Source organism: Nocardia sp. NPDC051750 (assembly GCF_044453135.1).
In the GTDB taxonomy this organism is placed as follows: Bacteria; Actinomycetota; Actinomycetes; order Mycobacteriales; family Mycobacteriaceae; genus Nocardia.
Window position 1 is genome coordinate 639,632 of sequence record NZ_JBITCK010000003.1, and the last position, 13,868, is coordinate 653,499.

At 65.3% G+C, this 13,868-nt stretch carries 12 protein-coding genes; 4 read left to right on the top strand and 8 right to left on the bottom strand.

Translation table 11 applies throughout. The annotated features are described in order from the left end of the window. Positions 1 to 30 precede the first annotated feature (30 nt). Positions 31 to 1,338 (top strand): MFS transporter, encoded by a 1,308-nt coding sequence (locus tag ACIA75_RS16645; protein ID WP_397104618.1) that lies wholly within the window; start codon positions 31 to 33, stop codon positions 1,336 to 1,338. A 316-nt stretch (positions 1,339 to 1,654) separates the two neighbouring features. Then, a complete protein-coding gene (locus ACIA75_RS16650; protein WP_397104620.1) occupies positions 1,655 to 1,912 on the top strand; it encodes a hypothetical protein in 258 nt (85 codons plus the stop codon). 292 nt (positions 1,913 to 2,204) lie between these two features. Here the strand turns inward: ACIA75_RS16650 and ACIA75_RS16655 are convergent, their stop codons facing one another. From ACIA75_RS16655 to ACIA75_RS16690, 8 genes are all read right to left on the bottom strand, one after another. Further along, entirely contained in the window at positions 2,205 to 3,095 is an 891-nt protein-coding gene (locus ACIA75_RS16655; protein WP_397104622.1) for an NmrA/HSCARG family protein, read from the bottom strand. Between the two features lie 119 nt (positions 3,096 to 3,214). After that, positions 3,215 to 3,640 (bottom strand): MarR family winged helix-turn-helix transcriptional regulator, encoded by a 426-nt coding sequence (locus tag ACIA75_RS16660; RefSeq protein ID WP_397104624.1) that lies wholly within the window; start codon positions 3,638 to 3,640, stop codon positions 3,215 to 3,217. A gap of 330 nt (positions 3,641 to 3,970) precedes the next feature. Further along, on the bottom strand, positions 3,971 to 4,810 hold the full coding sequence (locus tag ACIA75_RS16665; RefSeq protein ID WP_397104625.1) for an alpha/beta hydrolase fold domain-containing protein: 840 nt from the start codon (positions 4,808 to 4,810) through the stop codon (positions 3,971 to 3,973). 73 nt (positions 4,811 to 4,883) lie between these two features. Further along, positions 4,884 to 5,810 carry a VOC family protein gene (locus ACIA75_RS16670; protein WP_397104627.1) on the bottom strand — a complete coding sequence of 309 codons (927 nt, stop codon included), beginning with the start codon at positions 5,808 to 5,810 and terminating at the stop codon, positions 4,884 to 4,886. Positions 5,811 to 5,828: 18 nt separating this feature from the next. Then, positions 5,829 to 6,704, bottom strand: a complete 876-nt coding sequence (locus ACIA75_RS16675) for a fumarylacetoacetate hydrolase family protein (RefSeq protein WP_397104629.1) — start codon at positions 6,702 to 6,704, stop codon at positions 5,829 to 5,831. A gap of 103 nt (positions 6,705 to 6,807) precedes the next feature. Further along, positions 6,808 to 7,395 carry a carboxymuconolactone decarboxylase family protein gene (locus ACIA75_RS16680; protein WP_397104631.1) on the bottom strand — a complete coding sequence of 196 codons (588 nt, stop codon included), beginning with the start codon at positions 7,393 to 7,395 and terminating at the stop codon, positions 6,808 to 6,810. Further along, on the bottom strand, positions 7,392 to 8,900 hold the full coding sequence (locus tag ACIA75_RS16685) for an FAD-dependent oxidoreductase (protein ID WP_397104633.1): 1,509 nt from the start codon (positions 8,898 to 8,900) through the stop codon (positions 7,392 to 7,394). The genes ACIA75_RS16680 and ACIA75_RS16685 overlap by 4 nt, the downstream gene beginning before the upstream one ends. A 264-nt stretch (positions 8,901 to 9,164) precedes the next feature. Further along, positions 9,165 to 10,136, bottom strand: a complete 972-nt coding sequence (locus tag ACIA75_RS16690) for a LysR family transcriptional regulator (protein WP_397104635.1) — start codon at positions 10,134 to 10,136, stop codon at positions 9,165 to 9,167. A gap of 151 nt (positions 10,137 to 10,287) precedes the next feature. Between ACIA75_RS16690 and ACIA75_RS16695 the strand changes: the two genes are divergently transcribed. Next, a complete protein-coding gene (locus ACIA75_RS16695) occupies positions 10,288 to 11,679 on the top strand; it encodes an amidohydrolase family protein (protein WP_397104637.1) in 1,392 nt (463 codons plus the stop codon). A gap of 152 nt (positions 11,680 to 11,831) precedes the next feature. Then, on the top strand, positions 11,832 to 13,127 hold the full coding sequence (locus ACIA75_RS16700) for a CynX/NimT family MFS transporter (protein ID WP_397104639.1): 1,296 nt from the start codon (positions 11,832 to 11,834) through the stop codon (positions 13,125 to 13,127). The last annotated feature ends 741 nt before the right edge of the window (positions 13,128 to 13,868 follow it).

Below are 13,868 nucleotides of genomic sequence, written 5' to 3' on the forward strand. Positions count from 1 at the left end.
TTTCTCCGGCCTCCGAAGGAGTTGGCTTACATGACCGAATCGCAACGGCGCGCCCGCAAAGCCGGTATCGCCGCCCTCGTCGGCACCACGCTCGAGTGGTACGACTTTCTGATCTACGGCACGGCTGCCGCGCTGATCCTGAACAAGCTGTTCTTTCCCACGATCAGTCCGGTCGCGGGCACATTGGCCACCTTCGCCACCTACGCCGTCGGTTTCCTCGCCCGACCGCTGGGCGGCATCGTGCTGGGCAACCTCGGTGACCGGCTCGGCCGCAAGACGATGCTGGTGCTCACCCTCGTGTTGATGGGCGTCGCGACCACGCTGATCGGCGTGCTGCCCACCTACGATCAGATCGGCGCGTGGGCGCCGGTCCTGCTGATCCTGTTGCGTCTCGTGCAGGGCTTCGGCGCCGGAGGCGAGTACGCCGGCGCCGTGGTGCTGTCCGTCGAGCACGGCGACCAGCGACGGCGCGGACTGGCCGGTGCGTGGGCCCCGGCCGGTTTCGCGCTCGCCACCCTGCTCGCGACTGGGATCTTCCAACTGTTCCTGCTGCTTCCCGACGAGCAGTTCCGACAGTGGGGCTGGCGAGTACCGTTCCTGCTGGGGCTCGTCATGCTCGTGATCGGCTACTTCATCCGCAGTGGCGTGGACGAGACTCCCGCGTTCGAGAAGGCGAAGCAGGCCGAGGAAACCGAACCGGGGCTGTTCGCCGCGCTGCGGTACCAGCCGAAGAGTTTCCTGGTCGTCATCGGTGCCCGTTTCGCCGAGAACGGCTTCGCCTATCTGTTCCCCGTGTTCGCGGTAGCTTTCCTGACCAAGCAGCTGGGCCTGTCCGAGTCGCTCGCGCTGACTGCGGTGATCATCGCGTCGGCCGTACAAGTGGGCGGAGTGCCGCTGTTCGCCTGGCTGTCCGACAGGTGGGGACGGCGGCCTGTCTACGCGGCCGGCGCTGTCGCGTCGGCGCTGTGGACCGTACCGTTCTTCCTCCTGCTGGAAACCCGCGAGCCGGTAGCCGTCGTCGTCGGGTTCGTGGTGGGGCTCGGCATCTGCTACCCGGCGATGCTGGCGCCGCAGGCGGCGTGGTTCGCGGAGCTGTTCGAGACCAAGACCAGGCTCGCCGGATTCGCGTTCGCCCGTGAGATCGGTTCTGTGCTGGCGGGCGGTTTCCTGCCGCTGATCGCTACCGCGCTGCTCGCATGGTCCGGCCACTGGTGGCCGGTCGCCGCGTACCTGGGGCTGCTGACGGTGCTCACCCTCATCGCGCTCGCCGTCGGCCCAGAAACCCGGCGCCACGACATCGAGTCCGCCGGTACGCGCGAGGTAGTCCTGACGGGGTAGCCCAGGGATCGCCGGGGACGAGGCGGGTGTTGCGGCCCACCTCGTCGGCGATCCGGTCGCACCTCGGCCGCCGCAACACGATCCCGCGGTCCACAATGGAGGCCATGAGAGCGCCTTGTGGACCGTGATGGCACGCTGATTCGTTCCCTGTCCCAGGCAGCAGGTCCAAGGCGGAGTTCGTCGAGCACATCAAACGTTTCGCCAGGCGATACCGAGTGGGATTCGAATTACCGTCACCGGGGTAACCGCCGAGGCCGCCAGGGGGCCGTCGAAGCGGAGTCGACCGCCACATTGCCGAACGGCAGACATTCTCAATGTGTTCTACCACTTCCTCTTCGAGATCGAGGACCGGGGTGGCGAAGCGCACCATGGTGGTGACGATCCCGCGCACCTGCTGGGTGAAGGCGATGGCCTTGGCCCGCTGGGCGGCCTTGGTCGAGCGCAAACTGCGGAAATGCGCGCCTGCTTCGTCGAGCTGGGCCAGGGGCCGGCCCGCGGCGAAGAACTCGACGGGGACGTCGAGGACCTCGGCCGCCCGGCTCGAATGGTCCGGGCGCGGCGGGGAAGTGCGTGACTCCCACTGACTCTCCGCCGCACCCGAAACCCCCGATCTGCACGGCCAGGGGCGCCCAACAGTTCTTCCGGGGCAGGTCGGCCAGCAGTCCGACCGGGGGCTGGGCGGCGCGGCGGCGAGTCTCGATCCGACCGAACCTGGTGGCGATCAAGGCGAGCAGCCTGTCGGTCTCGGCTCGCCAGGGGTCAGGTTCTACTGTGTGGCCCACTCTGATGTCGAGGAGGATCAACGCGGTGGCCGCGCCATGTCCGGGACCACCACGCCGGCAAGATCACGGCCTACGGCTGGAGTATCAGGAACGGACCCGGTCCGCGGGTGCGGTCCAGCCCGTGGAGCGGATCCACTCGGCCAGGTCCCAGGTGGCCGGTTCGATCGCCTTCACTGCTGCGAGGTCCGACGGGCATTCGGACGCCTTGGCGAACTCGCGGAACATCGCCTTGTCGAGGTCGTTACCGAGGACGCTCAATGGCAGGGCCTCGTAGCGTGACGGTAGCCCGGCGCGCGCGCCGAACGCGGCGGCGATCTGGGGGCCCGTTGGCTCGTCGCCGATGACCTCGATGGCTCCGCCGGGCACGTCCGCGGTGCCGAGCAGTATCGCGGCGGCGACCTGGCCGATGTCCTTGATCGAGATCATCTTCAGGGCGATGTTGTTCGGCAGCGGCAGCCTCACCACGATCATTCCGTCCTCCAGGCTCGGCGCCATCACGGTCGCGAAGTTCTCCATGAAGGCGGCCGGGCGAACCATCGTGGCCCTCAGACCGGAAAGCTTCAGGTATTCCTCGATCCGGTGCTTCGAGTCGTGGTGCGGCACGCCCGTTTCGCGATCCGCTCCGAAGGCCGAGTTGAACACGACGTGTGGCACGCGCGCTGCGGCAGCCGCATCGACGAGGGCGGTGCCCACTCGGACCTCCTCCTCGACCTCCTCGAGGCTGTTCGCCTCCGGGGTCATGAAGTAGAACGCGTCGACCGCCTCCAGTGCGGCGACCGTTGACGCCGGGTCGTCGATCCGGACGGTCGCCAGCTCGACGCCTCGCGCGGCCAGCGCCTGCGCTCGATCGGACTCGGGGGCGCGGACGAGGGCCCGCACCCGCGCTCCTCGGGCCAGGAGCGCGTCGACGACCGCCCCGCCCTGCTGCCCCGTCGCACCGAAGACCGCGATCGCACCGTTTTCCCGCGTGACCATGTCGTCACCTCTCGCTAGGGCATAGCATGAACCCCGACTAGTTCATGGCATGAACAATATTAGTTCATGCCATGAACTGTCGCAAGGCGTGAGGGTGCCCAGGAGGACTGCGCGGTGTGTCAGGACGAGGTGGACGCCGAGACGCCCGACGCGTCCACGATGGCGGTGGCCAGGCGTTCGAAGTCGCGCTGGTCGTCGGCGTCGAGGTTCTCCACGACGTCGGGCAGGCGCTTGGTGGTCTCCGCGAACACCGCCTCGGCGAGCACCTTTCCCGTGGGCGTCACGCTGAGCATGATGACCCGCCGGTCCTGCTCCGAACTCGCTCGGCTGACCAGGTGGCGCCGCTCGATGCGGTCGACGAGCTGGCTCAGCGCGTTCTTGGTCATGCCGAGCGAGGTGGCGAGGTACGCCATCTGCCGCGGCTCGTCCTTGACCGCGCACAGCAGCGTGGCCTGTAAGGAAGTCAGCTCGTACTCGGCGCAGATCTGCGCGTACCTCCGCTGGATCAGGACCGAGAGCCAGAAGAGCTTGTCGCCATAGTCCACGCCCGTCGCCCCTCGTCTGGTGCCGAACGCCCAGTATACCGACGCCGACCGGCTTGCCCGACCGTCCAGCTGCCAGTGAAATGCGCCTTGCCCGGCCTGGAGCCCCGCGACCCCGCCGCGAAGTCGTTGGCGCCTGGCAAATCCGGCCGGACTCGACGAGCACCAAGTCCGCCGCTGGAAGAGGGGAATTGCCGGTACCTAGATATGCGCATTAGACGATGAAATCGCTTCGACGGGAGGGTGACCATCTTCCTCTACGAAGGAGGCAGCCCCCAGTTCGTGACGGCTCGTAGGAACTGATCCACAGTGCCGGGTGAGCGGTAGTTGCGGTTACAGATCGCTGCTTGTCGGGGCCAACTGTGCCTTCAGCCAAGCTGCCGTGATCCCCAGGTTGGGTTCGGCGTCGAACCGGGGATCTTCGTGGCCGGCGCCTCCGATCATGCAGTAGGTGACATCGACCAGGTGCCGAGCGAGTGCCGTGAACAAGTCGTGGCTGTCGGAGTCCGGAACGATGCGGTCGAGATTCCCGTGGGCGATCAGAAAAGGTGGGGCTGCAGAGTGGACATTCTCGATCGGGCCGGCTGAGCGGAGTTCGGCGTCGTGGGATTCGAAGTCGTCACGGCCGAATAGGGCAGAGACCGACGGAGGGCGATTCAGGATGAGAGTTTCGAGCCAGGTGCGCCGGGCGCTGCTGAGCAGATCGGTGGGTGAGAACCAATTGACCACCGCGTGCGCTGCGCTGGAATGGGCGAGGTGGGTGCCGACATTCCCTTCGAGTGTGGCATTTCCGGCGGTGAGTCCGACCATGGCGGCGAGGTATCCGCCCGCTGAGGCGCCCCAGATTCCCAGTCGTTCGGTGTGTAGGCCGTGGTCGCTGCCCATTGCACGCAGCCATCGCACGGCTGCTTTGGCATCGTGCAGTGGAGCGGGGTAGTGCCCGGCAGGTGACAGTCGATAGTTGGCCGAGGCCACAGCCACACCCAGCTCGGCGAGTGGCTGCAACCGTGTGTCGGCGTCGTCGCTTTTGTCTCCCGTTGCCCATCCTCCCCCGTGGAGGTAGAGCACCGTCGGGGCGGGTTCAATTGTGCTGGGACGATAGATGTCCAGAGCCAAGGGGCCTGCCGGTGTAACGGCGTATTCGAGGTCTTTGACAATGCTGACATCGTGCATGGCACCGGCTGCCCTTTCCGGGGTGTTCTGAAGGAGAAACTGCGATTCGGAGCGGGGACCCGCCGGGACTCGGTCATGATTTGCTGGAGTGTGCTCCGATCATCAGCGCCGCCAGGTCGTCCGGTTCGAGGAACGACGGTGGGGGTGGTGGGCCCCAGGCGTAGAGGCCTTGCAGGCCGTGGAGGACTTCCGGGGACCACAGTTCGTCTTCGGGGATAGTGTCCATATCGCTGTAGTATTCGGAGAAGTTGCCGGCCGGGTCCTTGAGGTACCAGAAGAAGTTGGCGCCGGCGTAGTGTCGGCCCAGCCCCCAGATGTGTCGCTCCGGATTGTTCTCGAGCATGGCGTGGGCCCCGCGGCCGACCTCATCGATATCGTCGACCTGCCAGCTGGTGTGGTGCAGGAAGTTCACCGGCGCGGCCATGACCAGGACATTATGATGTTCGACCGAGCAGCGTAGGAACGCGGCCTTGTCGCCCATGAAGTCGCTGACCTCGAATCCGAGCCCTTCGGTGAAGAATTTCATGGTGGTGTCGAGGTCGGTGGAGCCGAGCACGGCGTGTCCGAGTTTGCGGGGTCGCACCGGCTGCGTGCGGGCGATGAAGGGGGCGCGGCCCCATCGGTCGATGCGGCCGGGCCCGTTGTATGCGGTGGCGGCAACGGCGGGGGTGATGACGATGCGTGCCCGGATTTGCACGCGTATACGTGTCCCGGTGACCGGCTCGGCTGTACGCAACGAGTTCTCGTCGTTCTCGAAGGGAAGCCCCAGCTTGTGCAGCCGGGAGGAGATGGCCGCGATGTCGTCGGCGTCGTCGGCTGCGATTGTCATCTCGACCAGGCGCCGGCGGGCCGCGTGGATGATCTCGAGTTGTTCACCGCCGTTGGCGGTGGCGAACAGACCATTTCCGCGGTGGTCGAGCCCGAATTCGTTGTAGTAGGCGATGGTGCGTTCGACGTCGGGAACGCCGAGGGTGACCTTGCCCAGTCCGTGAAGTGGCATAACAGGTCCTTCAAGTGCTCATTTGTTCTGGGAGGCGGCAACGAAATGCTGCCGCAGCTCGCCGATACCTTCGATCCAGCTGTTCAGGTTCTCGCCGGGCCGGAGGAATCGCTGCGGGTCGCGGCCGACCCCGACTCCGGCGGGGGTGCCGGTGAAGATGACATCGCCTGGGTAGAGGGTCACGGTGCGGGAGAGAGCGGCGACGAGTGTGGAGACAGGAAAGATCAACTCGCGGGTCCTGCCTTTCTGGACTTCTTCACCGTCGATCGCGCAGCCGAGTTCTAGATCGTCCCGGTCGGCGAACTCGTCCGGTGTGACCAGCCACGGACCTTGCGGGGAGAAACCGGCGAAGGACTTGCCCAGGCCGAATTGCGGTGCCTGACCGCGTAGTTGGGACACCCGCTCGGAGATATCCTGCCCCACTGTCAGCCCGGCGACGTGCGACCATGCGTCGGCCTCGTCGATATTGCGGGCTCGACGGCCGATGACCGCGACAAGTTCGACCTCCCAGTCGACGTTGCCGTCGGTGGGAATGGTGACCTCTGTGTCCGGACCGGTGAAGGAAGAAACGTATTTGGTGAACACCGGCGGCAGATGCACCGGTGATTCGAATCCTGATTCGGCGGCGTGGGCGTGATAGTTCAGCCCCACCGCGAACACCTGCCGCGGCGCGGGGGACGGCGCGCCCAGAAGGGCACGATCGATCACGGTGGCGGCGATGCTGTCTGCCGGCACCTCGGCCGCCCAGGATCGAAGCTCGTTCCACTGTTGGTATACGGCGGGCAGATCGGGGCCGAAACGACCGTCGGACACAGTAGCGATATCGACGGCACGTTCGGCGCCGGGTTCGCCGAGGATGAGCACAGCGCGATTGTCGAGGTTGGCAAGACGCATGAGATTTTCGCTTTCCAAAGGGGTATCGAAGCTGGGTTGTCGCGGTCTCGGGAGTGCGACCGGATGTCGATCGGCGTGACGTCGTCGCGTGCGCGGGTGGACGCTAGCCGGGAAGTGAGGTCGGCGGGGGAGGGGGTGTTTGCGCCATGTTCATCACCATGGCCAGCGTCGTGTAGTAGCCGGCGGTGACTACCACGTCGATGACGGCCTGAGGACCGAACGCCTCGACACCACGATCGAAAGTACTGTCGGAGACGGCTCGGTCGGTGAGCAGTTCGATGACAATGTCGTATGCCGATTGCTCAGCGGCTGTGAGCTCGGGTGGAACCGACCGCTGCGAAAGGGCGTCGATCGTTTCGTCCGACAGTCCCGCCGCGCGCGCGAGCGGGAGGTGATAGGTCCATTCGAAGTCCTGATCCCATTCCCGGGCTACCAGCAGGACGAGCATCTCGAAAATAATTCTGGGCAGCGGACTTTCGAACCGAAGGTAGGCGCCGAGTTGCTGTAGGTGCTCCATCGCTTGTGGACTGCGCAGCAGTGGGACGAAGGGCCCGAACACCGCGCCGCGCGGTCCGGTGGCGATGCGGCGTGCTGCGGCCTGCTGCTCGGCGGAGAGCTCATCGGGCGGTGGCATGGGCATCCGGTCATTGCTGTCGGACCCGGGCACTGTGCGCGGAGTTGCGTCGTTCATCGGACGATGCTCAGGGCGTGTTTCAGTGCGAGCTGGGCATGTTCGAGTGCCGGCGATTCCGTACTCGCCCAGGCGATGTACCCGTCGGGTCGGATCAACAGACTTCGCACCCCGTGTAATTCGGGTGGAGTAGGCACCAGATGTCCCGAATATGTCCGCAGCAACGGAACTGTCTCCTCCATGGCTGCGTATGTCTGCGCGCCGGTGCAGTCGATGAGTACACATGCCTGTTGCCGGAGCAGCTCTCCCATCCGGTGCAAACCGGCGTCGGTCTGCAGGTCCAGATCGGGGCAGCGATGCCCGGTCATCGAATGGCTGTCCGGCGAACTGGGATACGGAAAGGCCAGCCCGTTGAGGTCCAGGGCCAGTTGCCGGTTGACCTCGGGGATCGGAAGGAGCGTGCGCTGGAACCATCGTTTGAGGGCGACGCCCTCGGCGGTGAAATCGAATTGGACGGCGCACTGTGCCTGCACGCTGTGCAGCAAGGCTTCGGTTACGGGGCGCCGTTCCGACTCATAGGTGGCGAGCAGATCATCGCCGGCGTGTCCCTGGATCACGGCGGCGAGCTTCCATCCCAGGTTGAACGCATCTTGTATGCAGAAGTTCATGCCGACCCCACTGGCGGGGTAGTGGATGCGGGCGGATTCCCCGACCAGGAAGGCGTTGCCCTGGTGGAACGACGCGGCGAGCTTCATCGTGTCGGTGTATCGCGAGCCCCATGTCAACTCGTCGAACGGGACGTCCACACCGAGTATGTCGGTGATGCATCGGCTCACCTCCGCCGCGGTGACCGGTTCGGACTGCGCCGCCTGTCGGCGCTCGGCGTGGACGATATTGAACCGTGTGAGGGTCTGCTTCTCTCCGAACGGGAAGGAACTGATCCATCCCTTCTCGTTGTCGACCATACGACGGACCTCGGGCCACGGGCGGTCCATTCGTAGGTCGGCGACGATCCCGGTGAACGTCGGTCCGTGGCCGTCGAAGGTGATGCCGAGTGCCGACCGCACCGCGCTGCGTGCACCGTCGGCGCCGATCGAGTAGCCGGCCGAGAACTTCTCGGTCCTGCCGGTAACCGTCGAGGTTGCGGTCACTGCCACGGTGTCTTCGTGCTGCACGAGGGTGTCGACGTGCATGCCGGCTCGCACGTCGACGCCCAGGCGGCGAGCCTCTTCGAGCAGTAGCTCCTCGGTGTCGTTCTGCGGCAGGATGAGACGGAATCCGAAGCGGGAGTGGAGATGGTGCCACTCGACCGGCTGCATTCCGCCCCAGATATGGGTGGGCATCAATGGGTTGGGCCGGATGCTCTCGGCACGCTCGATGAACTTCTCGGCCAGACCGCGTGCGTCGAGGAGTTCGAGGACGCGCGGGAGTATGGTGCCCGCGCGCGATTTCACCGGTTCGGTCCGCTGTTCGAGGACGACTACATCAATGCCTGCGCGGGCTAATTCTGTGGCGACGGTCAGTCCTGACGGACCGCCACCAACGACAACAACTTGCGGAGACATGCGCATCGCCTTTCGGGTCGCACGGCGCCGATGACGGTCCGAAGAACGTTTGCGCCGGTGCGGTGTGCAACGAGTGATCTATGCCCTCGACCATGCCCGACAGTGAGATATATGGGAAGCGGATGTTCCTGATGTCGGATATCCATGCGGCGGATAGAGTGTGGCCCGCACCCCTCCGCAGATCGACATGTTCGGCTCCTCGGGCGCGAATCCCGGCATTTCCCTACCTGGGCGTCGGTCCAGGCCATGGTCACGACCCCGGAGCTATTCGGTGACGCCGCTCTTCTCACCGGATGCGTAGGCGTCGACCGTCGACCGGGCTGCTTCGACCACTGTGGTCCGCAGCCAGAGGAACTCGGGATCGGAGTTGTACATCGGATGCCACCACAGGGCCTGCCGCAGCGGTGCCAATGTCAACGGAGTGCGGACGATGCGCATCCCGCCCGCACGGACAAAATTCTGAGCCAGCAGGTGCGGTGCCAGCGCGACCCGAAGGGTTCCCGTCAGCAAGTAGGGCAAAGCCAGGTAGTTGTCGCCGATGACTTGGACGCGCGGTTCGACGCCCTGGGCCTTGACCTGGTGCAAAGGGGTATTGGGAGATTGCGGGTCGATCTGGAAGACGGCCCATGGACTACGACCGAGCTGTTCCAGCGTGATGGTGTCGTCGATATCGGAATTCTCCTCGGCGACCAGGCATACCCAGTGATCGGTGTAGAGATCGACGGAAGGTAGCTCGGTGACGAATCCCCGCGGGACGATCGCGAGGTCCGCGGTGCGCAGCCGGTCGGACATACGATCGACGAGTTCCGGCCGCAGATCGACAAAGTTGATGGTGGCGCGCGGTGCCTGCGCCAGAAGGTGGTCGGAGATTGCCCGCCCCATCGTCGCGAGCACGTATCCGGACACGATCATGGTGAATTCGCGTGTGGTTCTCTCCATGTCGAGCTTCGGCACGGTCTCCAGTACCCGATCGACTGCCGATATCGCTACCGTTGTGCGCTCTACCAGGCGTTGTGCCAAGGGGGTGAGCTGATAACCGTTGCCGACCCGGGCGAGCAGGGGGTCCCCGAAGTACCGGCGTAACCGGGCCAGCGCCGCGCTCATGGCCGGCTGGCTCAGCCCCACCTCGGTGGCGGCGCGACTGACACTGCGCTCCCGCAGCAGCGCTTCGAGCGCCACGATGAGGTTGAGATCCAGCTTGGCGCGCCGGCTTCTCGGCTGTCCTATCGGGCTCATGAATACGCACTATACGGAACCCCGTATTCGCAAATAACGCCATGAGAACCACACTGAATGACGTCAGCATCCGTCTGCGGCAGCGGATGGCTGTGTGAGAGTGCACGGCTCCCGCGGGGCCGTCGTTCCCGTTACCCGAGGAGTTCGAAGAATGACTGTGGATAGTGGCTTCGTGAGGCATCCCGGCAGCACGGATGCGCCGAGAGGCCCTCGAACCCTCTTGCGGGGCGCGGCGGTGGTCACCCTCGATAATGAACTCGGCGACTTCGAGCAGGCCGACATACTCATCGACGGCGACACCATCTCGATGGTCGCGCCGAAGCTCGAGGTGCATGACGCGAGGGTGGTCGATGCCACTGACATGATCGCGATCCCCGGCTTCGTCGACACCCACCGCCATACGTGGCAGAGCGCCATGCGTCACGGCTATGCGGAGATGAACCCGCTGCAGTACTTCGCCGACGTGCTGCAAGGTATCGGGGCCGCTTACACGCCGGAGGATGTGCACATCGGCACGCTGCTGGGTGCCGCGTCCGCGCTCAATGCCGGCACCACCACCCTCGTCGACTGGTCACATATCCAGAACTCACCCGAGCACTCCGACGCGGCAATCTCCGCACTGGTCGAATCGGGGATCAGGGCGGTATTCGCGCACGGCTGGCCACTCACCACCGACGACCGCTGGACCAAGGACAGCGCGTTGCCGCATCCCACCGATATCGAACGGCTGAACAAGCAGTACTTCGCCGGAGACAATCCACTCCTGACCTTGGCCATGGCCGCTCGCGGCCCGGAGATGACGCTGCCCACGGTCTGGCGTGCCGACCTCGAACTCGCCCGCGCACTCGGTATCCGCACATCCGTACACGTCGGCGCCTATCCCCACAACGCAGTCCACCATGCCGTCGACCAGTACGGCCGCGCGGGTCTGCTCGGCGCCGATATGACGTTCGTGCACTGCTGCGGGTGCACCGACGCCGAACTGGCGATGATCGCCGCCGCGGGAGCATCCGTCTCCCTGGGAGTCCACTGCGAGATGAATTCCCAAGGAATAGGCGACATACCACTCGACCGGCTGCTGTCGATCGGGCTACGTCCCAGTCTCAGCGGAGATACCGAGACGAAGTGCACGGGGGATATGTTCACCCAGATGCGGCTGCTCTATGCCTACTACCGCTCGTGGCGCGGCGGTGGGCATTCCACCGTGTCGACTCCGCCGGACCTCATGCTCCGCGACGTACTCGAGTTCGCCACCATCGAAGGTGCGCGCGCGGCGGGACTCGACCATTGCGTCGGTACGATCACTCCCGGCAAACAGGCCGATCTCGTCCTGATTCGTGCCACGGACGTCAACCTTGCTCCGGTCCTCGACCCTGTGGCAGCGGTAGTTCTATCAGCCCACGAAGGCAACGTCGACTCGGTCCTCGTGGCCGGTGATTTCGTGAAGGCCAACGGCCATCCGGTACGCCTGGATCACCACGCTGTGATTCGGAAGGCGAAGATCTCGCAGAAGCGAGTGCTCGGTCACCCCGTCAACAGGTGAGCAGGTATCCACGATACGAATACTGTTTATCGCAGATTTCGTCTTCCTGAATACCCGCCCCGCAAGACAGGGTGATAGTGCTCACAGTCGAGGTCAGGCTGTTCGAGCAGAATCAGTCAGCGAGCATGTACGAAGGAGTACGAGCTTTGTCTATGTCACGAGCCTCCGAATTCCGGAGCGGCTGGCCCAGCCTGGCAGCTGCCACCCTGGGCGTCGGGTTGGGTGTCTCCGGACTCGCGATCTACTCCGCCGGCCTGTTCGTCAACGATCTCGGTCGCGAGCTGGGTCTCACCGCCACCACATACGGGTTGGCGTTCTCCCTGATGACGCTGGGAATGGCGGCGGCGGTGCCGGTCGTCGGTTACGCCGTCGACCGGTACGGCGTCAAGATCCCGACGTTCATCAGCGCGTTGGGCCTCGCCACGGGCTTCGTCGCGCTCGGAACAATCGTCCATTCGGTTCCCGCATACCTGGCCGCAATGGCCGTGATGGGCTTCCTCGGTGCGGGATCGGGCCCGATTTCCTTCACCCGAGCAGTCAGCAGCTGGTTCGACCGCGCCCGCGGGCTCGCGCTGGGCATCACGATGATGGGCATGGGCTTGGCCGGCGCGATCGTCCCTGTCGTGACCAGCTCCCTCATCGCCGTCCACGGTTGGCAGCCCGCTTACCTCGCGCTCGCGGGTGCGGCTGTGGCGGGCGCGCTGCCCACGTTGCTGTTCCTTCGTGAAAAACCGCACCGGGAACTCACCGCGGCACCGGCCTCACCCGCAGCCGGGAATCACGATGCTCCCGCGCCCGCCCCGAGCTTCGCAGTGATCCGCCGTACTCGACTCTTCTGGCAGCTCATCGCCACCTTCGGGTTGATGTCGGTCGCCTTCACCGGCCTCGTTCCACACCTCGTCCCGATGTTGCGGGAATCCGGGATGAGTGCCGGCGGGGCCGCATCGATCGCCGCGCTGCTGGGTATCGCCGTCATCGTCAGCAGGTTGGTGGTCGGCTTCCTGTTCGATGTGCTCCGTCCGCCCGTGGTAGCCGCTACTCTGTGCGCCATCTGCACTCTCGGTGTTCTCGCCTTCGCGTTCGGCGGCGTAGCACTGGCGCCGGTCGCGGCGATCGCGGTGGGGTGCATGCTCGGCGCCGAACTCGACATGCTCGGGTTCTTCACATCCCGATACTTCGGACTCGCCGCTTTCGGCCGCGCCTACGCGGGCCCCTACACCGCTTTCGTGGTCGGCGGAGCGATCGCTCCGTTGTGGGTCGGCGCCGTCGCCGACCAAGCAGGCAGCTACCGGCCCGCCCTCGTCATCGTCGCGGTCCTGACCCTGGTGGTCACCGGCAGTTTTCTTGCGCTGCCGAACCCGAACGTTCGACTCGCAGAACCGGACACCAGCGCAACTCCAGCGTCATCACCGCAGCCGGTTCCCGCCGCAATCCCAGCCGACACGTAACGCCGGCCGCCGTCGTACCTGAAAGGTCCGAGAACGAAGGACCGCCAACCCCTATCGGCAAGAGTTCCGTGCGCGGGCCGTGCGTGTGGCCCGTGTCGGGGAGGCTCGAATCCTGTCGGCCCGACCATGGAAAAGAATTTCTTCCCAACTGCGGGTCAACACCGGCAGTTTTCGCATCCGCATCCGCATCCGCATCCGGGCCGGCAGCCCGCCCTCGCCGACCGGCTGCCGCCCGTCAGGGCGGACTTCGGCAGCCCACCGCCGGAGGAGGCAATCGGAAGGTGTCTCGAAACCTTGGTCTCGAGACGGGGATCGGTCGCGTGCGCGAGGTCCACCGTGCTGCTGGATCTGGAGCGCCGCTCAAACCATGCTGAACAGTCGGTTTGAGTCGCGGAGGGGGAAGGTGAACCCCCGTCGTCGAAGATCGTTGTCCGGAAAATTTAACTGTCCGTTCACTGGTGGGAGACGTTTCCGGTTGCGCCGGAGACCGGCGCCGGTTTCACTGGGCGCGTGAGCGCACACAAAAGTGCCTCGTCCGCCCGGTGTTCGGATGGTCGGGTTATCTACAGGCAACCATTGCCGATCCGAGGTGCGCTCGGGCGAACTGGTTCGATACGACGGAACGCCCATCACCCGGTCGAGGGCCGGCCGCATATCTCGTCCTGTGCGCGGACAGTGGCATCGCCAGAAGGATCCGGCTCCGCCGAACCCCCGACGTCTCCGCCCGGTCAGTGGACGGAT